Annotated in this window: 17 protein-coding genes; 12 read left to right on the forward strand and 5 right to left on the reverse strand. The window is 39.3% G+C overall.

All coding sequences use genetic code 11. From position 1 onward, the window contains the following. Positions 1-54: 54 nt before the first annotated feature. From INT04_RS03165 to ppdD, 3 genes are all read right to left on the reverse strand, one after another. On the reverse strand, positions 55-1254 hold the full coding sequence (locus tag INT04_RS03165) for a type II secretion system F family protein (RefSeq protein WP_193014708.1): 1200 nt from the start codon (positions 1252-1254) through the stop codon (positions 55-57). Next, positions 1251-2351: an ATPase, T2SS/T4P/T4SS family gene (locus INT04_RS03170; protein WP_226893944.1), complete on the reverse strand. Its 1101-nt coding sequence runs from the start codon at positions 2349-2351 to the stop codon at positions 1251-1253. The genes INT04_RS03165 and INT04_RS03170 overlap by 4 nt, the downstream gene beginning before the upstream one ends. Positions 2352-2471: 120 nt before the next feature. After that, a complete protein-coding gene (gene ppdD, locus INT04_RS03175) occupies positions 2472-2915 on the reverse strand; it encodes a prepilin peptidase-dependent pilin (protein WP_193014709.1) in 444 nt (147 codons plus the stop codon). A gap of 211 nt (positions 2916-3126) precedes the next feature. Between ppdD and ampD the strand changes: the two genes are divergently transcribed. From ampD to INT04_RS03225, 10 genes are all read left to right on the forward strand, one after another. After that, the gene (gene ampD / locus INT04_RS03180; RefSeq protein WP_193014710.1) at positions 3127-3669 is read left to right on the forward strand and encodes a 1,6-anhydro-N-acetylmuramyl-L-alanine amidase AmpD; all 543 of its coding nucleotides are present in this window, start codon (positions 3127-3129) and stop codon (positions 3667-3669) included. A gap of 325 nt (positions 3670-3994) precedes the next feature. After that, entirely contained in the window at positions 3995-4765 is a 771-nt protein-coding gene (pdhR, locus tag INT04_RS03185; protein WP_193014711.1) for a pyruvate dehydrogenase complex transcriptional repressor PdhR, read from the forward strand. Between the two features lie 163 nt (positions 4766-4928). Then, the gene (aceE, locus tag INT04_RS03190; protein ID WP_193014712.1) at positions 4929-7595 is read left to right on the forward strand and encodes a pyruvate dehydrogenase (acetyl-transferring), homodimeric type; all 2667 of its coding nucleotides are present in this window, start codon (positions 4929-4931) and stop codon (positions 7593-7595) included. Positions 7596-7607: 12 nt separating this feature from the next. Further along, on the forward strand, positions 7608-9476 hold the full coding sequence (gene aceF, locus INT04_RS03195) for a pyruvate dehydrogenase complex dihydrolipoyllysine-residue acetyltransferase (RefSeq protein ID WP_193014713.1): 1869 nt from the start codon (positions 7608-7610) through the stop codon (positions 9474-9476). Positions 9477-9677: 201 nt separating this feature from the next. After that, a complete protein-coding gene (gene lpdA / locus INT04_RS03200) occupies positions 9678-11105 on the forward strand; it encodes a dihydrolipoyl dehydrogenase (RefSeq protein ID WP_193014714.1) in 1428 nt (475 codons plus the stop codon). Between the two features lie 501 nt (positions 11106-11606). After that, the gene (acnB, locus tag INT04_RS03205; RefSeq protein WP_193014715.1) at positions 11607-14204 is read left to right on the forward strand and encodes a bifunctional aconitate hydratase 2/2-methylisocitrate dehydratase; all 2598 of its coding nucleotides are present in this window, start codon (positions 11607-11609) and stop codon (positions 14202-14204) included. Between the two features lie 138 nt (positions 14205-14342). Continuing rightward, complete coding sequence (locus tag INT04_RS03210; RefSeq protein WP_193014716.1) at positions 14343-14714, forward strand: YacL family protein; 372 nt, start codon at positions 14343-14345, stop codon at positions 14712-14714. A gap of 92 nt (positions 14715-14806) precedes the next feature. Next, on the forward strand, positions 14807-15667 hold the full coding sequence (mscS, locus tag INT04_RS03215) for a small-conductance mechanosensitive channel MscS (protein ID WP_193014717.1): 861 nt from the start codon (positions 14807-14809) through the stop codon (positions 15665-15667). 475 nt (positions 15668-16142) lie between these two features. After that, positions 16143-16766, forward strand: a complete 624-nt coding sequence (gene argO / locus INT04_RS03220) for an arginine exporter ArgO (RefSeq protein WP_193014718.1) — start codon at positions 16143-16145, stop codon at positions 16764-16766. Positions 16767-16852: 86 nt separating this feature from the next. Further along, on the forward strand, positions 16853-17587 hold the full coding sequence (locus INT04_RS03225) for an oxidative stress defense protein (protein WP_193014719.1): 735 nt from the start codon (positions 16853-16855) through the stop codon (positions 17585-17587). A gap of 76 nt (positions 17588-17663) precedes the next feature. On the opposite strand, the gene INT04_RS03230 is transcribed toward INT04_RS03225, so the two are convergent. Next, the gene (locus tag INT04_RS03230) at positions 17664-18563 is read right to left on the reverse strand and encodes a LysR family transcriptional regulator ArgP (RefSeq protein ID WP_193014720.1); all 900 of its coding nucleotides are present in this window, start codon (positions 18561-18563) and stop codon (positions 17664-17666) included. Positions 18564-18724: 161 nt separating this feature from the next. Here INT04_RS03230 and rpiA point away from each other — a divergent pair, with 161 nt between their 5' ends. Next, the gene (gene rpiA, locus INT04_RS03235; RefSeq protein WP_193014721.1) at positions 18725-19381 is read left to right on the forward strand and encodes a ribose-5-phosphate isomerase RpiA; all 657 of its coding nucleotides are present in this window, start codon (positions 18725-18727) and stop codon (positions 19379-19381) included. A 272-nt stretch (positions 19382-19653) separates the two neighbouring features. Further along, a complete protein-coding gene (gene serA / locus INT04_RS03240; protein ID WP_193014722.1) occupies positions 19654-20904 on the forward strand; it encodes a phosphoglycerate dehydrogenase in 1251 nt (416 codons plus the stop codon). A 136-nt stretch (positions 20905-21040) separates the two neighbouring features. On the opposite strand, the gene INT04_RS03245 is transcribed toward serA, so the two are convergent. Beyond that, a complete protein-coding gene (locus INT04_RS03245) occupies positions 21041-21634 on the reverse strand; it encodes a 5-formyltetrahydrofolate cyclo-ligase (RefSeq protein WP_193014723.1) in 594 nt (197 codons plus the stop codon). Between the last annotated feature and the right edge of the window lie 21 nt (positions 21635-21655).

Below are 21655 nucleotides of genomic sequence, written 5' to 3' on the forward strand. Positions count from 1 at the left end.
ATCAATAGCTTAGGTAAAGCATTTCAATAGCATATTACTCATAAAACGTGTGATTCACTGTATAGTATCACCTAACTGTAATATAGGAAGATACATAGCCATGATTACAATGCCAATAATCAGTGCAATAACAGCCATTAGTATGGGTTCTAACCATGTACGGATTGTATTTAATCGCGCGTCAAGTTGATGATAAAACCAATCACTTAATTGTTGGCAAAAATAGAGCAATTGTCCTGAACTTTCAGCACAAATGATAAACTGATGGCAAATAGGTGTAAAAAGAGGCTCATTTTTCATAAACAAACTTAATGATTTACCTTTCATAATATGTTCACTCATTTGAGAAAGCATTCGCTTATAAATTGGATGTGTGAGTTGTTCGGTACAGATTTTTAAGCCTTGTAATAAAGGTAATCCAGCTTGTTGTGTGATGCTGATTATCTGAAAAATAAGGTATAATTGATGATGTTTTAGTAGTACACCACAATAAGGAAGGCGAAGAAAAATAGCTTGTTCAGAGAAATAAAAGAAAGATGAATAATTCCGAAGAAAACGATAAATTAATATTAAAGTAATGAAGGTGATAATGATGATAAGAATATACTCAGAAAACCATTGTGAAGATACAATTAAAGCTAATGTCAGAGAAGGAAGTTCAGTATTAAATGCCCTGTATAAAGATTGATATTCAGGTAAGACATACAGCAACATAACAGTAGTAATAAAAAACAGTACAGTGAGTAAAAATAGGGGATATTTAAATGCTTTTTTAATTTTTTTAGTCATCTCCTGCTGTTTTTTTAATTGTATTATTTGAAGTGTAATTACTTCATCTAATCTTCCACTCTCTTCACCAATAAAAATAAAGCGAGTTAATGAAATGGGAAAATAAATGGGATAACGGCTTAATTGTTTAGAGAATGTTCCTCCTTGCGTTAAGTTAAAAATAATATCGTCTAATACACATTGCCAATGAGTATATCGACACTCATTTTTTAATAAGATTAATGCAGGTAAAAGGGCTAAACCAGCTTGAAGTAATAAGGCTAATTGTTCAAGTAATTGAATTCGATATTGTCTATCACTATCTTGAAATAATACAATTTTATATAAACGAATTTTTATTGGTGTTTTTTGTTGCTGTGTTAATTTAATAAAAGCTTCATACTTAGATGCGGCTAGAATTTTTCCCGTACACCATTCTTCTTGATATGTTAGTGCATCATAGCGATAAATAAACTGCAAATTCATTCAATATCTCCTAGAATTTGATAAATCTCCTCAAGTGTTGTTATTCCTTGTTTGATTAATAAAAGACCAGAATAAAGTAAATGATAGGGCAAAGCTTGTGCTTGTTTTGTAGGTTCAAAACAGTCATAAATTGCCGTTCTTCCTTTATAACCAGAACAGCATTGTTGACAACCTATTGCTTGCCAATTGGGTAATTCAATCATTTCATTATTTACGTTAATGCGCTTTTTATCTGATAAACATATTTTACAGTGTTGGCATAAACGTCGTACTAATCGCTGAGATATAATTAAATTTACACACGTGTTAATCAGATCTTTTTCAATACCTAAATTCTGCAAGCGCATTAAAGTCGCATTTGCAGAATTGGTATGTAAGGTTGATAAAACAAGGTGTCCCGTTTGTGCCGTTTTTATTGCCATTTCAGCCGTTATAGCGTCACGTATTTCACCGATCATAATAATATCGGGATCTTGGCGTAATAATGCTCGTAATATTATTGCAAATGAAATACCCGCTTTTTCAGAAACTTGAATCTGATTAATGCCTTTCAGTGGTAGTTCAATAGGATCTTCGACACTATTTATATTACGGTTATCTTTATTTAAATATTGTAAGCAACTGTATAATGTTATCGTTTTACCGCTCCCTGTTGGCCCTGTGACTAAAATCATTCCTTGTGGAAAATGTAAATATTTCTTTAATAAAGCCAAATGGGAAGATTGAAACCCTAAGTGGTCTAATTCAGGTTGCTGTAAATTATTAATAAGCCGTAAAACAATTTTTTCACCATATAGTGTTGGTAGAGTAGCGATTCGTATTGAATATTCTTTATCATGATAAAACCAATTAAATTGCCCATCTTGAGGTAATCGTTTTTCTGCAATATTAAGGTCAGCAAGTATTTTTAAGCGAGTGATTATTTCTTCTGAAAACTCATTAGGAGGGGGCGGGAATAGTACTAAATGACTATCTATTCTTGCTCGAATTCTAAAGCCAAGTTGCTGTGGTTCAAAATGTAAATCAGAGACTCGTTTTAAAATACTATGACGTAACAGATGTTCAATAAATTCCGTCGCTGAGTGTGTGATATCCATTATTTACCTTTTTTCTTATTGTTGTTTTATATTTCAGATACAGGTGCACTCAATATAAGTGCGCCTTGTATTTGAAATAATTCTGAATCTGAAATAATTTTATATTTGAAATAAAAAGCATTAATACGATTTTAAGATCTCCATACACTGTTTCTCTAATGTGGGGTTGATGGCAGAACACTGTGTTTTCCATATAGAAAGATGAGCGTTAACCCCTTTTTCTGTAGACATAACAATCGTTAAACCATCAAGCTGTGCCTTTCCTTTTGCATTAATGACGCCATTTAATACCGTGACGTCTGAAAGATATCGGCTACGGAATTGCTGAGGCATAAATAGGGAATCAGAATGACAGTGTTGAGCCTCATTTTCATAACGGCATAATTCTACTGCTGAACGATACGGAGTGAGTGTTTGCAATACATCTGTTAATGCTGCTTTTTGGATATAACCTTGGTAAGCAGGGATCGCAACAGAGCTTAAAATAGAGATGATGGCAATGACTATCATTAGCTCCATCAGTGTAAAACCATTTTCTGATGAGTGATAATTAAGGGTGTTCATCTAGTGTCCTCCTTGATTAATAGACACTAGGAGTATGAGAAAAAAGGACTTTATTGGCGAATAGATAAAATAAATTTTGAGTAAAATATCGAAAAGAAAAAGGTGGTATACACATTTAACTTTTATTATTGAGAGAGAATTCGCATTTATTGATGAATATGCGTTAATGGTATTATTGGTAATGGCTAAAACACAATAAAAGAGGGGTAATGTGGACATAAAACAAGGTTGGCTTATTGATGCAAGAAAAGTACCTTCACCAAATCATGACAAAAGGCCAGAAGGTGAAGTTCCCTCTTTATTAATTGTTCATAATATCAGTTTGCCTCCGGGGCAATTTGGTGGGCCTTACATTGACCAACTTTTTACCAATACGTTATCAGAACAAGAGCATCCTTTTTTTGGTGAGATAATCAGTTTAAGAGTCTCTGCTCATTGTCTTATTCGTCGTGACGGCGAAATTGTGCAATATGTGCCTTTTACAGATAGAGCGTGGCATGCGGGGATTTCTTTATATAAAGGCAGAGAAAAGTGTAATGATTTCTCTATTGGTATTGAGCTTGAAGGTACGGATGATTGTGATTTTACGCAAAGGCAATACCAGCAATTAGCAAAGATAACTCAAGCACTTATTGCTATTTATCCCGCAATTAAAGAGAACATTACAGGGCACAGTGATGTGGCTCCAAATAGAAAAACAGATCCGGGACCTCACTTCGATTGGGCTTACTATCGTTATTTGTTAATGAAATAACACGGTAAAGTGATTTTAAAATCACATTAATTGAATTTAAATTCAATTAATTATTGCTGTCACGCTTCAGTTTGACTGTTTATGTGTTTAAAAAACGTTAAAAAATATATTTTTAACGTTTCTAAATAATGCGACTTAGTTATCACTTTTGATGAATTATTAAAATAATTTGTTAAAATTTGCAGGTTTTTATGATTTGGCTCAACAACTGTATGGACAGTTAGTGAATACTTTGTTACTTTATTATCCGTTATATTAAATTGGTATTACCAATTGACAACTCAATCGCTAAGGTAATAGTTATCCAATAATGGCTTCCAGCAATATGGCTTATACAAAGATCCGCCAACCCAAGCTTTCTGATGTTATTGAGCAACAGCTTGAGCATCTGATTTTAGAAGGCACCCTGCGTCCGGGAGAGAAACTCTTACCTGAGCGTGAGCTGGCGAAACAATTTGATGTATCTCGCCCTTCATTGCGTGAAGCTATCCAAAAATTAGAAGCTAAAGGTTTTTTACTCCGTCGCCAAGGCGGTGGTACTTTTGTTCAGCATAATCTCTGGCAAAGTTTTAGTGATCCTTTAGCCCAATTACTTAGCGGACACCCCGAATCTCAATTTGATCTCTTAGAAACACGTCATGCCCTTGAAGGTATTGCTGCCTATTATGCTGCATTGCGTGGTACTGATGAAGATCTTGCGCGTATCAAAGCAAGTCATGATTGCATTTTGAATGCCCATGAAAAGGGTGATTTAGCCGCTGAGTCTGATGCTGTATTGCAATATCAATTAATTGTCACAGAAGCTGCTCATAATGTTGTTTTACTGCATCTATTACGTTGTATGGTGCCAATGCTTGAGCAGAATATTCGCCAGAATTTTGAGTTTCTTTATACCCGAAAAGAGATGCTAACAGCAGTAAGTGAGCATCGTAGTCAAGTTTATCAGGCTATTATTAATAGAGAACCCGAAGTTGCACGTGAAGCTTCACATCGCCACTTGGCCTTTATTGAAGATGTTTTGTTGGATATGAGTCGTGAACACACTCGCCGTGAGCGTTCGTTGCGCCGGCTACAACAACACCCTGATTTATTTTAGTAGCACAGATCCTGACCGCTGAGTCTGTACTATCTATCACCCTGTGATTTTCAGGGGTAGCGGTAATAACAGCAGGGTCTATCTTCCCGTCATATCAAATGGGTATAACGGGAAGATAGGCTCCCATAACCATTAAAAACAGATAACAGATAAGGAATACACCATGTCAGATATGCTGAAAAATGACGTGGATCCGATCGAAACTCGCGACTGGTTACAAGCGATCGACTCGGTCATCCGTGAAGAAGGTGTTGAGCGTGCACAGTTCCTGATTGATCAGGTATTAAAACAAGCCCGTAATGGCGGTCTTAATATTGCTTTAGGTGGCTCTGTACACAGTGATTATATCAATACCATTCCTGCTGAAGATGAACCCGCTTACCCTGGCAATCTGGAATTAGAGCGTCGTATTCGTTCTGCTATTCGCTGGAACGCAGTAATGATGGTTCTGCGTGCATCCAAAAAAGATTTGGAACTCGGCGGACACATGGCGTCATTCCAATCTTCTGCAACTTTATATGAAGTGTGTTTTAACCACTTCTTCCGTGCTCAAAATGAAACTGATGGTGGTGACTTAGTTTACTTCCAAGGTCATATCTCCCCAGGTATCTATGCACGTGCATTCTTAGAAGGTCGTTTAACAGAAGATCAATTAAACAACTTCCGTCAAGAAATTGGTGGCAAAGGTCTATCTTCTTATCCACACCCTAAATTAATGCCTGAATTCTGGCAGTTCCCAACGGTTTCTATGGGCCTAGGGCCTCTAACGGCAATTTATCAGGCAAAATTCCTGAAATATTTGAATCACCGTGGCTTAAAAAATACGACTAAACAAACTGTTTATGCGTTCTTAGGCGATGGCGAAATGGACGAACCAGAATCTAAAGGTGCTATCACCATCGCAGTTCGCGAAAAATTAGATAACCTGTGTTTTGTTGTTAACTGTAACTTACAGCGTCTTGATGGCCCAGTAACAGGTAACGGCAAAATTGTTAACGAACTAGAAGGTATCTTTGCAGGTGCTGGCTGGAACGTTATCAAAGTGATGTGGGGCGATCGTTGGGATGAGCTTCTGCGTAAAGACACTTCAGGTAAACTCATTCAATTAATGAATGAAACCTTAGATGGTGACTACCAGACATTTAAATCTCGTGATGGCGCTTATGTTCGTGAACACTTCTTTAATCGTTACCCAGAAACAGCTGCATTAGTTAAAGATATGACTGATGATGAAATTTGGGCATTAAACCGTGGTGGTCACGATCCGAAGAAAGTCTTTGCAGCATTCCAAAAAGCAAAAGATACTCAAAATAAACCAACTGTTATTTTAGCTCAAACTATCAAAGGTTATGGTATGGGCGAAACGGCAGAAGGTAAAAACATCGCTCACCAAGTTAAGAAAATGAACATGGATGGCGTTCACCATTTCCGTGATCGTTTCAATATCCCTGTTGCCGATGATAAAATTAATGACTTGCCTTATATTACTTTTGACAAAGAGTCAGAAGAATACAAATACCTGCACGCACGTCGTCAGGATTTAGGCGGTTACTTGCCAGCACGTCGTCCTCGTTTTGAAGAAAAACTGGATATTCCGACACTGGAAGATTTCAGCCAGTTACTGGAAGAGCAATCTAAAGAGATTTCTACCACTATCGCATTCGTTCGTGCACTGAACGTAATGTTGAAAAACAAATCTATCAAAGATCGTTTAGTACCAATTATTGCTGACGAAGCTCGTACTTTCGGTATGGAAGGTCTGTTCCGTCAAATCGGTATTTACAGCCCGAATGGCCAACAATATACGCCTCAAGACCGTGAGCAAGTTGCTTACTATAAAGAAGACGTTAAAGGTCAAATTCTGCAAGAAGGTATCAACGAACTGGGTGCTGGCGCATCTTGGTTAGCCGCTGCAACATCTTACAGCACTAACAATCTGCCAATGATCCCATTCTATATCTACTACTCAATGTTTGGTTTCCAACGTATTGGCGACCTATGCTGGGCAGCCGGTGACCAACAAGCTCGTGGTTTCTTAGTGGGTGGTACTTCAGGCCGTACAACGCTTAACGGTGAAGGTCTACAACACGAAGATGGCCATAGCCATATTCAATCGCTGACTATTCCTAACTGTATCTCTTATGATCCAGCATTCGCTTATGAAGTTGCTGTTATCATGCAAGATGGTTTAGAGCGTATGTACGGTGATAAACAAGAAAACGTTTATTATTACATCACTACACTCAACGAAAACTACCATATGCCAGCAATGCCAGCCGGTGTTGAAGACGGTATCCGTAAAGGTATCTACAAACTGGAATCACTGGAAGGTGCGAAAGGTAAAGTTCAGTTACTGGGTTCAGGTTCTATTCTGCGCCATGTTCGTGAAGCTGCACAAATCCTGTCTGCTGAATACGGTATTGGTTCTGATGTTTATAGCGTAACTTCATTCACTGAGTTGGCGCGTGATGGTCAAGATTGTGAACGTTGGAATATGCTGCACCCATCTGAAGCACCACGTGTACCTTACATCGCTCAAATTATGAATGATGCACCTGCTGTAGCGTCTACTGACTATATGAAACTGTTCGCTGAACAAGTTCGTACTTATGTGCCAGCAGATGATTATCGTGTGTTAGGTACAGATGGTTTCGGTCGTTCTGATAGCCGTGAAAACCTGCGTCACCACTTCGAAGTTGATACTTCTTATGTGATTGTTGCTGCATTAGGTGAATTAGCTAAACGTGGTGAGATTGATGTGAAGGTTGTTGAAGAAGCAATCAATAAATACAACATCAACCCTGAAAAAGTAAACCCACGTCTGGCATAAGAGGTAAAGTGAATGTCTATTGAAATTAAAGTCCCAGATATCGGTGCTGATGAAGTTGAAGTCACCGAAGTGATGGTGAAAGTGGGCGATCGTATTGAGGAAGAACAATCCTTAATCACCGTAGAAGGCGATAAAGCCTCTATGGAAGTTCCATCACCACAAGCGGGTGTCGTTAAAGAGATTAAAATTGCTGTGGGCGATAAAGTCCAAACAGGTTCTCTTATCATGGTTTTTGAAGCAGAAGGTGCTGCGCAAGTGGCACCAGCTCAAGCCGCAGCGCCTGCACCCGCAGCCGCTCCAGCAACAGCCGCATTAAAAGAAGTTCATGTACCTGATATCGGCGGTGACGAAGTTGAAGTGACTGAAGTGATGGTAAAAGTAGGCGATAGCGTTGCTGAAGAACAATCACTGATTACCGTAGAAGGCGATAAAGCTTCAATGGAAGTTCCAGCGCCATTTGCTGGTGTCGTGAAAGAAATTAAAATCGCAACTGGTGATAAAGTGAGCACAGGCTCTCTTATCATGGTATTTGAAGTTGCAGGTAGCGCGCCTGTTGCTCAAGCAGCACCAGCTCCAGCAGCATCAGCAGCACCAGCAGCCTCTGCTGTGAAAGAAGTGAATGTTCCAGATATCGGTGGTGACGAAGTTGAAGTGACTGAAGTGATGGTGAAAGTAGGTGACTCCATCTCTGAAGAACAATCGCTGATCACGGTTGAAGGCGACAAAGCGTCTATGGAAGTTCCAGCACCATTTGCAGGTGTGGTTAAAGAGATCAAAATTGCAGTGGGCGACAAAGTGAAAACTGGCTCACTGATTATGACCTTTGAAGTTGCCGGTGCTGCACCTGTTGCTCAAGCACCCGCAGCAGCCGCGCCAGCACCAGTAAGTTCTGCACCAGCAGCACCTGCGAAAGCACAAGCAACTGCACCAGCAGCAAAAGAAGAATTCGTTGAAAATGATGCTTACGTTCATGCAACACCAGTTATTCGCCGCTTAGCACGCGAATTCGGTGTGAATTTAGCGAAAGTAAAAGGTACGGGTCGTAAAGGTCGTATCTTACGTGAAGATGTTCAGTCTTACGTGAAAGAGTTAATTAAACGAGCTGAATCTGCACCAGCCAATGCAGGTGGCGGATTACCAGGCATGTTACCTTGGCCGAAAATTGACTTCAGCAAGTTTGGTGAAATTGAAGAAGTTGAATTAAGCCGTATCCAGAAGATTTCAGGTGCTAATTTAAGCCGTAACTGGGTGATGATCCCTCACGTAAATCTGTTTGATGAAGCAGATATCACTGAGGTTGAAGAATTCCGTAAGCAGCAAAATAAAGAAGCCGAGAAGAAAAAACTGGATGTTAAGATCACGCCGTTAGTCTTCGTAATGAAAGCAGCCGCGAAAGCACTGGCGGATATGCCACGCTTTAATAGCTCTATCTCTGAAGATGGACAGAAACTGATCCTGAAAAAATACATCAATATCGGTATTGCTGTAGATACACCTAATGGTTTAGTTGTTCCTGTTTTCAAAGATGTTAACAAAAAAGGCATTATCGAACTGTCTTATGAGTTAGCTGAAGTTTCTAAGAAAGCGCGTGCAGGTAAACTGACAGCAGCAGATATGCAAGGCGGATGTTTCACGATTTCTAGCCTTGGTGGTATCGGTACTACCGGTTTTGCACCAATCGTTAACGCACCAGAAGTTGCGATTATGGGACTTTCCCGCTCTTCTATGAAACCTGTATGGAACGGTAAAGAATTCGTACCACGCTTGATTCTACCAATGTCATTATCTTTCGATCATCGTGTGATCGATGGTGCTGACGGTGCTCGATTTATCACTTTGATTAATCAGTACATGAGCGATTTACGTCGTTTGGTAATGTAATTATTAAAACCGGTGCTTAGCGCCGGTTTCTCTGATTACTAGGGCTGATTTTACAGTCATACATCTTAGGTTGTGAGATCAGTCATGTTAGAGCGCTTTTCAGTTTATTAACATTTCTGTAAACTGCATGCGGTATGTAAGTCTCGGTGTTAAATATGGATTTTCGTCTGACTCGCCGGACAAATAAATAATGAGGTCACGATGAGTACTGAAATTAAAGCACAGGTAGTGGTTCTCGGTGCAGGCCCTGCGGGTTATTCCGCAGCGTTTCGTTGCGCTGACTTAGGTTTAGAAACAGTTTTAGTTGAACGTCACTCTACTTTAGGTGGTGTTTGTCTGAACGTGGGTTGTATTCCTTCTAAAGCGTTACTCCACGTTGCTAAAGTTATCGAAGAAGCGAAAGCCTTATCTGAACACGGTGTTGTTTTTGACGCACCAAAAACAGATATCGACAAAGTTCGCATCTGGAAAGACAAAGTTATTTCTCAGTTAACTGGCGGCTTAGCGGGTATGGCTAAAGGCCGTAAAGTGACTGTCGTTAATGGCGAAGCTCGATTCACAGGTTCTCACACATTGTCTGTTGAAGGTGGTGAAGGTACAACTACCATCACTTTTGAAAATGCAATCGTTGCTGCTGGCTCACGTCCAATCGAATTACCTTTCATTCCACATGAAGACCCACGTGTATGGGACTCAACAGATGCACTGCAACTGAAAACCGTACCAGAGCGTTTACTGGTAATGGGTGGCGGTATCATCGGTCTGGAAATGGGAACGGTATATCACTCACTGGGTTCTCAGATTGACGTGGTTGAAATGTTTGATCAGGTTATTCCTGCTGCAGACAAAGATATCGTTAAAGTCTTTACCAAACGTATCAGCAAGAAATTTAATCTGATGCTAGAAACCAAAGTAACTGCGGTTGAAGCAAAAGAAGATGGCATCTACGTAACAATGGAAGGCAAAAAAGCCCCAGCAGAACCACAACGTTACGATGCAGTATTAGTTGCTATCGGCCGTGTACCTAACGGTAAACTGTTAGACGCAGGTAAAGCAGGTATCGAAGTTGATGATCGTGGCTTTATCCATGTTGATAAACAAATGCGTACTAATGTACCTCACATCTTTGCTATCGGTGACATCGTTGGTCAACCAATGCTGGCTCACAAAGGTGTCCATGAAGGTCACGTTGCAGCCGAAGTTATCTCAGGTAAAAAACATTACTTCGATCCTAAAGTTATTCCATCAATCGCTTATACTGAACCCGAAGTTGCATGGGTTGGTATGACAGAAAAAGAAGCGAAAGAGAAAGGCGTTAGCTATGAAGTAGCTTCTTTCCCTTGGGCAGCATCAGGCCGTGCAATCGCATCAGATTGTGCAGATGGTATGACTAAACTGATTTTCGACAAAGAAACTAACCGTGTTATCGGTGGTGCCATTGTGGGTTCTAACGGTGGTGAACTGTTAGGTGAAATCGGTCTGGCAATCGAAATGGGTTGTGATGCTGAAGATATCGCATTAACTATCCACGCTCATCCAACGTTATACGAATCAATCGGTATGGCGGCGGAAGTATTTGAAGGTAGTATCACTGACCTGCCAAATCCAAAAGCGAAAAAGAAAAAATAAGCGACTTGTTTACTGAAAACAGCTTTGCTGAAAACAGTTTACTAAAGTAGTTTAAATGATAAGGGCTAAGTTCTTTATAGAACTTGGCTCTTTTTTTATGTCTTTTTGTTGAAGCTAGCGTTGCTTAATGAAGAGGAATATTAGCGATTAGGTATTTTTGTCGTTTATTTAACCGTAAATTTGACTTTAGTGCTAACCTGAGGATGAAAAAAACTATAAAAAGTGTGGTTATTAACCTAAATCTTGGTTAAAAGTCTCTGTTATATATTTTGTTTAAGTGTTTTAATCTGAATAAGTGGATATTTGAATCTGATTAATGTTACTTTTATGTGAACGAATTAACATCGTGTTGAAGATTTGCTATGCTGATAGCCCTTAGCTGGGCATAATTTTACAACCTCTTATGTTTTATGCGAGCAAAAGATCCTCTGACCTGGCACCTTATCAATAGGGTGCAGACAGCCGGGTTATACAAAATGACAAAGAAGCGAGGAGAAAGTCGTGCTAGAAGAATACCGTAAGCACGTAGCAGAGCGTGCAGCTGAAGGTGTCGTTCCAAAACCTCTCGATGCCACACAAACAGCCGCACTTGTTGAGCTATTAAAAAATCCCCCTAAAGGTGAAGAAGCGTTCCTTCTTGATTTAATTGTTAACCGCGTTCCCCCCGGCGTTGATGAAGCTGCTTATGTTAAGGCGGGCTTTTTAACCGCTCTCGCGAAAGGCGAAACCACATCACCACTTATTACACCAGAAAAAGCGGTCGAATTATTAGGTACCATGCAAGGTGGCTATAATATTCATGCTTTAATTGAATCTCTGGATGACGATAAATTAGCACCAATTGCAGCAAAAGCGCTAACACATACATTACTGATGTTTGATAATTTCTATGATGTGGAAGAAAAAGCCAAAGCCGGCAATGTCTACGCTAAACAAATTATGCAATCTTGGGCTGATGCACAGTGGTTTACTGAACGCCCTGCATTAGCAGAAAAAATGACGGTTACCGTATTTAAAGTCACTGGTGAAACGAATACCGATGACTTGTCACCTGCACCGGATGCTTGGTCACGCCCTGATATTCCATTACATGCTTTAGCTATGCTGAAAAATGCGCGTGAAGGAATTGAACCCGATCAACCGGGTAGCGTTGGCCCTATTAAACAGATCGAAGCATTAAATAAAAAAGGCTTCCCACTGGCGTATGTTGGTGATGTTGTGGGCACAGGTTCATCGCGTAAATCAGCGACTAACTCTGTACTTTGGTTTATGGGGGATGATATTCCCTTCGTTCCAAATAAACGCGGTGGTGGTGTTGTTCTTGGTAGTAAAATTGCACCTATCTTCTTTAATACAATGGAAGATGCGGGCGCATTACCTATTGAAGTTGAAGTTTCTAAATTAAATATGGGTGATGTTATTGATATTTACCCATACAAAGGTGAAATCCGTGATCATGAAACCAATGAGTTACTGGAAACCTTTGAGCTAAAAACGGAAGTATTAATTGATGAAGTTCGTGCGGGTGGTCGTATTCCGCTGATCATCGGTCGGGGTTTAACCACGAAAGCCCGAGAGTCACTAGGCTTACCGGTTAGCACACTGTTCCGTCATGCTAAACCTGTTGAAGAAAGTAACCGTGGTTTCTCTCTAGCCCAAAAAATGGTAGGTCGTGCTTGTGGTCGTACAGGCATTCGCCCTGGCGAATATTGCGAGCCCAAAATGACCTCTGTTGGTTCACAAGATACCACAGGCCCAATGACGCGCGATGAACTCAAAGACTTAGCATGCCTTGGTTTTTCTGCAGATTTAGTGATGCAATCATTCTGTCATACCGCGGCTTATCCAAAACCGGTTGACGTGACGACACATCACACCTTACCCGATTTTATTATGAACCGCGGTGGTGTTTCATTGCGCCCAGGTGATGGCATTATCCACTCATGGTTAAACCGTATGTTATTACCTGATACCGTAGGTACTGGTGGTGACTCGCATACTCGTTTCCCAATTGGTATCTCATTCCCAGCAGGGTCGGGCTTAGTGGCTTTTGCTGCAGCAACAGGGGTTATGCCACTAGATATGCCAGAGTCTGTTTTGGTGCGCTTTAAAGGTAAAATGCAGCCAGGCGTGACATTGCGTGATTTAGTCCATGCCATTCCTTATTATGCTATTCAAGATGGTTTATTAACGGTTGAGAAAAAAGGGAAGAAGAATATTTTCTCAGGTCGTATTCTTGAAATTGAAGGCTTACCAGAACTAAAAGTAGAGCAAGCATTTGAATTAGCCGATGCGTCAGCTGAGCGTTCAGCTGCAGGTTGTACGATTAAACTGGATAAAGCGCCTATTATTGAATACCTACAATCAAATATTACGTTATTGAAATGGATGATTGCTGAAGGTTATGGTGACCGTCGTACTATTGAACGCCGTATTACGTCAATGGAAAACTGGTTGAAAGATCCTCAATTGCTTGAAGCGGATGCTGACGCAGAATACGCGGCTGTGATCGAAATCGATTTAAATGAGATCAAAGAGCCAATTTTATGTGCACCTAACGATCCTGATGATGCTCGCTTATTATCAGAAGTGGCGAACAGCAAAATTGATGAAGTGTTCATTGGTTCTTGTATGACCAATATTGGCCACTTCCGTGCTGCGGGTAAACTGCTTGATCAACATAAAGGTCAATTACCAACACGTTTATGGGTTGCACCACCAACGAAGATGGATGCAGCGCAATTAACAGAAGAAGGTTATTACAGCGTCTTTGGTAAGAGTGGTGCCCGCATAGAAGTACCGGGTTGTTCGTTATGTATGGGTAACCAAGCGCGTGTTGCTGATGGTGCAACTGTCGTATCAACATCGACACGTAACTTCCCTAACCGCTTAGGTACAGGTGCAAATGTGTATCTTGCTTCAGCGGAGCTTGCGGCAGTAGCTTCATTATTGGGTCGTTTACCAGAGCCACAAGAGTATCTCGATTTTATGAATAAAGTGGATGAAACTGCTGAAGATACTTATCGCTATTTGAATTTTGATCAGTTAGCACAATATACGGATAAAGCAGACCAAGTTATTTTCCAAACAACAGTCTAATTATTAATTTATTGCTTTAAACGCATTTAATATGAACAAACGGGGGGCGAAAGCCTCCCGTTTTTTGTTATTTTTGTCATAATAATAATAAGATGTTTTTTTATTAAAAAGGCGAGAGCTTAATAAGGGGCGTACACCATGGATTATGAATTTCAGCGAGATCTCACTGGCGGTATACTTGCCCGTTTTTCGATGGATCATGAAGCAATAGGTTATTGGCTGAATGATGAGGTTCAAGGCGATATCAGCCTAATTGATCAAATCCTTGAAGAAATGGACAGTATTAAGGGAAGTGAAAGGCAGTGGGAATTAATAGGGAAAGAATACAGTTTATCTATTGATGACGAAGAAGTTATGGTAAGAGCTAATACACTGCATTTTGAAACCGATGAAATGGAAGAGGGCATGAGCTATTACGATAATGAAAGCCTCGCTTTTTGTGGTTTAGAGGATTTTGCTGTAATGCTGCAAAAATACCGGTTATTTATTCTGGAAAATAGAAAAAATTAACAAATCCTATATATTTTTGGAATGAATCTGCCACAATATACTATTGAATTGCTATTATTCTTATACATTTTTAAGATTTAAAAGGTGGCCCAATGAATGAATTACCTACAAGTTTAGATCAAGCAACAGGTTGGTTTACTGCAAATCAAGATCTTTTTATTCAATATGCAGTGAATATTGTTGCCGCATTATTGATCTTATTTATTGGTCTTTTTGTGGCAAAAATGATTGGAAAAGGTGTTGCAAGAGTTTTAACGTTACGCCATATTGATGCCACGGTTGTGACATTCCTCTCTGTTTTAGTTCGTTATACTATTGTGGCATTTACCTTAATTGCGGTGCTTGGTCGATTAGGCGTTCAAACGGCCTCGGTTATCGCTGTATTAGGTGCTGCTGGTTTAGCTGTTGGTTTAGCTCTGCAAGGTTCTCTGTCTAATTTTGCCGCAGGTGTACTGATTGTTATCTTCAGACCTATCCGTGCAGATGAATATGTCATGATCGGTTCTGTAGAGGGAACGGTGAAAGATGTACAGATTTTTTCTACCACATTACGCTCAGCCGATGATAGAATTATTGTTATTCCAAATAGCAAAATTATCAGTAGTGAAGTGATTAATTTAAGTCGTGAGCCTAATCGTCGTACACAAATTATTGTTGGTGTGGCTTATGATGCTGATATCGATAAAGTAAAACAAGTATTGGGTGATGTTGTTGCAAAAGACAAACGTATTCAACACGATAAAGGTGTAACTATCCGTTTACATGAAATGGCACCGTCTTCATTAAACTTTGTGGTACGTGTTTGGACAACCAATGGTGATGCATGGCCTGTTTATTGGGATCTAATGGAAGATTTTAAACGTGCATTAGATGCAAACAATATCGGAATTCCATTTCCACAAATGGATGTTTATATGCATCAAACACAAAGTGCGACAGCAAAAGCAGAATAGTCTCACAAAAATAACAGACTGAGAGCCACGTTAATGACGTGGCTTTTTTGTATTATAACCGAGGTAATAAGGTGAGATAACGAATATTATTAATGGAGTAGGATAAAGAAATGGAGACATTCTTAAGAGGTATCTTTTTTATTTTTCATTACATTGGCGGTTATCTTGTTTTTTCTTTGGCGCTATTGCTGTTGTGGCATTCACATAAAGCAGAAAAAAAACATATTCGTACTATCTTATTTATAGTCGCTTTAATTGTTGTGATACCTCATGTCATTATCTGGTCTAATTATATTTTTATGATATTAATAATAATGGCAATTTCATTGTAATAATCCCTATTAATCCTGCATTTGTTACTATTGAGTTGTCATTAGTTTTTCTTATTAGCAATAAGAATGATTCATTTCCTCTAATATCAAAATCCCTCTATTATTCTGCTTATACTAAATGAATAATTATCAAGGTATTTTGCATGTTTACAACTTTCTTTCAGGGGTTTTTATTAAGTGCTGCTATGATTTTACCTATAGGGGCGCAAAATGCCTTTGTTTTGCAGCAAGGTAGTCGAAAGCAATTTCACTTAATGAGTGCATTATTATGCGCCTTAAGTGATGTTATATTGATTACTGCAGGAGTTTTTGGCGGAAGTGCGTTATTGAGCCAATCAGAAACACTGTTGCTATTGATTACATGGGGAGGTGTAGCCTTTTTATTATGGTATGGCTGGAATGCTTTTCAAACCGTTTTTTCAAAAGATCTTGAATTATCACAAGGTGAAAATCAGGTAAAAAGTCGCTGGCGTGTCATTGTGACTTTGGTGGCGGTAACTTGGCTTAATCCTCATGTTTATCTAGATACCTTTGTGGTGATAGGCAGTATTGGCGGACAATTAACGTCAGAACTACGTCCTTGGTTTACATTTGGGGCGGTATTTGCTTCTATCAGTTGGTTTTTTGCGTTATCACTGCTCGCGGCTTGGTTTTCACCAATCTTAAGCAAAGCACGCTCTCAGCGTATTATTAATCTGTTTGTGGGGTGTGTGATGTGGTTTATTGCGCTTCAATTAGCCGCACAAGGATGGAAAACTCTCTTTTAATCTTAAAGAACTTTACATTAGATATGGTAATGTTCTTCTTAGCCATAAAAAGATGGCACTAAAATTTATTTTGTCAGGGGGTTTTTGTGAAATTAAGAGCGATTGTATTAGCATCCGTGTTTACGCTTGGGTTACCTTCCATTGCATTAGCGGCTCCTGAACCTGAAGGACCACATATCACAACATCGGGTAATGCAACAATTAAAGCAACTCCTGATATGGCGACATTGAATATTCAGGTTAGTGAAAGTGCAAAAGATGCTGCCCTTGCAAAAAAACAAGTTGATGATCGTGTAGCAAAATATTTTGCCTTTTTAAAAGAAAATGGTGTTGTGAAAGAAGATATTGATGCTGCCAATATTCGTACTCAACCAAACTATGAGTATGATAAAAAAGCAGAGCGTTCAGTGATTAATGGTTATACTGCAACCCGTACTGTTAATGTAAAAATTAAGAAATTAGAGCAGCTCAATACACTGCTAGATGGTGCATTAGCAGCTGGGTTAAATGAGATTAATAATGTTGAGTTTGGTGTTAATAATCCAGAACAATACAAAGTGAAAGCCCGTGAAGTTGCAATTAAAAACGCGATTGACCAAGCTAGCTCAGTTGCAAAAGGTTTTGGCGCTGATTTAGGCGCCGTTTATAGCGTGAGCTATCGTGCACCAGAAGCGACACCTTACCCAATTGCACAAGTTCGTATGGATGCAATGGCATTAAAGGCCCAAGCACCAGCCGCAGTGCAAGAAACGTATCAACAGCAAAGTATCGAATTTAAAGATTATGTTGATGTTGTGTTTGAATTAAAACGCACTCAATAAATTTATTGTCATAAAAATAAAATAGGCTTCTTAGTGAAGCCTATTTTATTGAGGAAATGAGGTAAACGTATTTACGTTACTCTTCGCTCTGTTTTAACACTTTACGACCAAAATCAATTAGTGCATCAGTCACTTTTCTCATTGTTCTGCTTTCAGGTGCAAAACGGTGCCAATAGAGCATTCGACGTTGGCAGAGTCCCGGTGTTAAATCAACTAACTCCCCACTTTTTAGTTCATTTGAAATTTGCAGATGAGGGATCATACAACATGTCGAGCCTTGTTTAGCTAATTGCACAAAAGCTTCTGAGGAGTTAACAATATGGCAAGGAACACTGCCCGGTGATAACCCAAAGTTTTGCTGTAAAAAGGCCTGATGCATATCATCAAGATGGTCAAATGCGACTGCGGGGGCTTTTAAGAGTGAAGATTTAGTGACACCGTTAGTAAAATAGCGTTGTGCAAAATCAGGAGAAGCGACAAATAGGTAATCAAGTGCACCTAATTGATCGACAAGGCAACTGGGTAGTGCTTGTGGCTGAATACTGATTGCACCGACGACTTCGCCTCGCCTTAAGCGTTCTTGAGTGCGTGTTTCGTCTTCAACTTGAATATTAAGCCGAATAGGCAGTTGTGTTAGTACAGGATGTAAAGCAGGCAATAACCATGTCGCTAAGCTATCAGCATTTACGGCCAAAGAGAGTAAAAGAGGCGTAGAACCGCTATTTTCATCACCTAACCATTGCTCTTCAAGTAATTCTACTTGATGCAATAAAGCCAATAATTTTTGCCCTTGCTCTGTTGGTTGTGGTGGAACGGTGCGAACTAATAGGGGTTGCCCAAATAGATTTTCTAATTGTTTGATACGTTGTGAAACGGCAGATTGTGTAATACATAACTTTTGCGCGGCCCTTTCAAAGCCACGTTCGCGAATGACGGCATCAAGGGCTTGTAATGCTCGATAATCAGGGCGTTTCATTAACAGACTCTCTTTGATTTTATGTTCTATTGCTTACTATGCCATATTTTTTGTTGTAATGAGTTAAAATGTTGCTTCTCAGTTTTTGATGTGTCTCGTGCTAGTTTTGAATGCAATATGCTATTCTTAGTCCATTAACGTGATAAATAAGGTTTTTTTAAATGACTCAGGATGAATTAAAAAAAGCAGTAGGTTGGGCAGCGCTTGAATATGTGAAACCCGGCATGATTGTAGGTGTGGGTACGGGATCTACGGCTTCTCATTTTATTGATGCGTTAGCAACAATGAAAGGCCAAATCGAAGGTACTGTTTCCAGTTCAGAAGCCTCAACTGCAAAATTGAAAAGTTACGGTATCCCTGTTTTTGATTGTAATGAAGTCGATTCTTTAGATATTTATGTCGATGGCGCTGATGAAATTAACCATCAAATGCAAATGATCAAAGGTGGTGGCGCGGCATTAACGCGTGAAAAAATTATTGCGGGTGTGGCAAAAACGTTTATCTGTATTGTTGATGAATCTAAACAAGTTGATGTGTTAGGTAAATTCCCGTTGCCAGTAGAAGTGATCCCTATGGCTCGCTCTTATGTTGCGCGTGAATTAGTTAAACTGGGTGGCTTACCTGAATATCGTGAAAATGTACTAACTGATAATGGCAACGTTATTTTAGATGTTCACAATTTAACAATTCTTAACCCTATTGAACTGGAAAACAAAATTAATAGTATCCCAGGTGTCGTCACCGTAGGATTATTTGCTAATCGTGGTGCTAATGTTGTTTTAATGGGTACTGCTGAAGGCGTTAAAACCATCAAGTAATTTATTTTAAGATAGGTAGCGGTTGCTACCTATTTTTTAAATTATTTTAGAAACGGTAAATACAGTGATATATATCACACGACAGTTATATCTCTTTTTAATATCCTGCTATTTTCAAAGTCAAAATCATTTTGCTCGGTAGAAAATCACTTTATTCACTGCTTATTCTGTCATCACTGCAATCGGTTGTATTGCTACAAACTCTATTTTTGTTATGTTGATGAGACAGGATTTTGTTTTTCATTAAATGTAATAACGATAGGGCAGGGTAAATGGTCAAAGTATCTTTGGAAAAAGAAAAGATAAAGTTTCTACTCCTCGAAGGTGTGCACCAAAGTGCAGTAGAAAATTTAAGAGCAGCGGGTTATACCAATATTGAATACCACAAAGGCGCATTATCGGACGAAGAATTAAAAGAAGCCATCCGTGATGCTCGTTTTGTTGGTCTTCGCTCCCGTACGCATTTAACAGAAGAGATTTTTGCAGCCGCTGAAAAATTAGTTGCTGTAGGGTGCTTCTGTATTGGTACGAATCAGGTCGATTTAGAGGCTGCAGCACGTCGTGGTATTCCTGTTTTCAACGCACCTTTCTCAAACACCCGTTCCGTGGCTGAGATGGTACTGGGGGAATTGCTGTTATTACTGCGTCGTATTCCTGAAGCAAATGCAAAAGCGCATCGCGGTCTCTGGGATAAACAAGCGAAAGGCTGCTTTGAAGCGCGTGGTAAAAAACTGGGTATCATTGGGTATGGTCATATTGGTACACAGTTAGGTATTTTGGCTGAAAGTGTAGGTTTAAATGTCTATTTCTACGATATTGAAAATAAACTACCATTAGGTAATGCAACACAAGTTCGCCATTTATCTGAATTACTGAACATGTGTGATATTGTCAGCTTACATGTGCCAGAAACTTCATCAACAAAAAATATGATGGGTCATGAAGAAATTCAGCGCATGAAACCAGGTTCAATTCTTATCAATGCCTCTCGTGGTACTGTGGTGGATATTCCTGCGTTAGCACAAGCGTTAGAATCAAAACATTTATCTGGTGCGGCAGTTGACGTATTCCCATCAGAGCCGGGTGCGAATAACGATCCTAACGATCCGTTTGTGTCTGAGTTGATCAAATTTGATAATGTGATTTTAACGCCACATATCGGTGGTTCAACTCAAGAAGCTCAAGAAAATATTGGCTATGAAGTTGCGGGTAAATTAGCGAAATACTCAGATAACGGTTCTACATTATCTGCGGTTAACTTCCCTGAAGTCTCATTACCAAGTCATGGCGATGATGTAAACCGTTTATTGCATATTCATGAAAACCGCCCTGGTATGATGAATAGTATCAATAATGTGTTTACTGAAGAAAATATCAACGTGGCAGCACAATTCCTGCGGACTTATGGCAATGTCGGTTATGTTGTCATTGATATTACAACCCAGACTAAAGCCCAAGCTGAATTAGTGTTACAAAAAATCAAAGCGTTACCGGGGACTATTCGTGCTCGTATGCTGTATTAATTATTAGTTTTTATCTGAATAAGCTATCAAAGGTTCGATATTGGTTATCGAGCCTTTTTTATTGCCTATTTTAAAATGATAAGACGAAATAGTGGGTGTTATTGAATGGGATAAAAGAGACGCGATAAATTAAAGATTAAAATACCCACTTATTTTCGGGAGTAATAATTTCAGGTAATGGTACATCCCAACTTGCACTAGGCAGTGAATCAACTTGTTGGCACACATGAGCAAGTCCCATCGGATAAAACGATTTTTGTTGCCAATTTTCAAGTGTTCTATCGTAAAAGCCGCCTCCCATTCCTAATCGTTGACCTTGTAAATCAAAAGCCACTAATGGTGTAAAAATAATATTGATATCGGCAATGGGAATAACGGTATTCACATTTAAAGCGGGCTCTGAAATATTAAACCGATTTTTGATTAAAACAGTCGTGGGCGTATAACGCAAAAAGAGCAGGTGATGACGATGAAAAGGGTGTAGCACAGGTAAGCACACTTGTTTGTTTAATGCCCATAATTGAGAAATTAACGGCGATGTATCAATTTCACCATCAAAAGAAAGAAAAAGTGCGATAGTTTGCGCTTGTTTTATTTTGGGGTGACTCAGTACTTGTTCACATAATTTCGCTGCTGCTATCTGTTGTTGTTCGGGGGGAAGTAAACGCCGTTTTTGGCGAATAGTTTTACGTATTTCATCTCTTTGTTTAAAAAGTGAGGTATTTGTCATTGATCAATCCATCAGTAACCA

This window comes from Proteus sp. FME41, from assembly GCF_014897315.1.
GTDB lineage: Bacteria > Pseudomonadota > Gammaproteobacteria > Enterobacterales > Enterobacteriaceae > Proteus.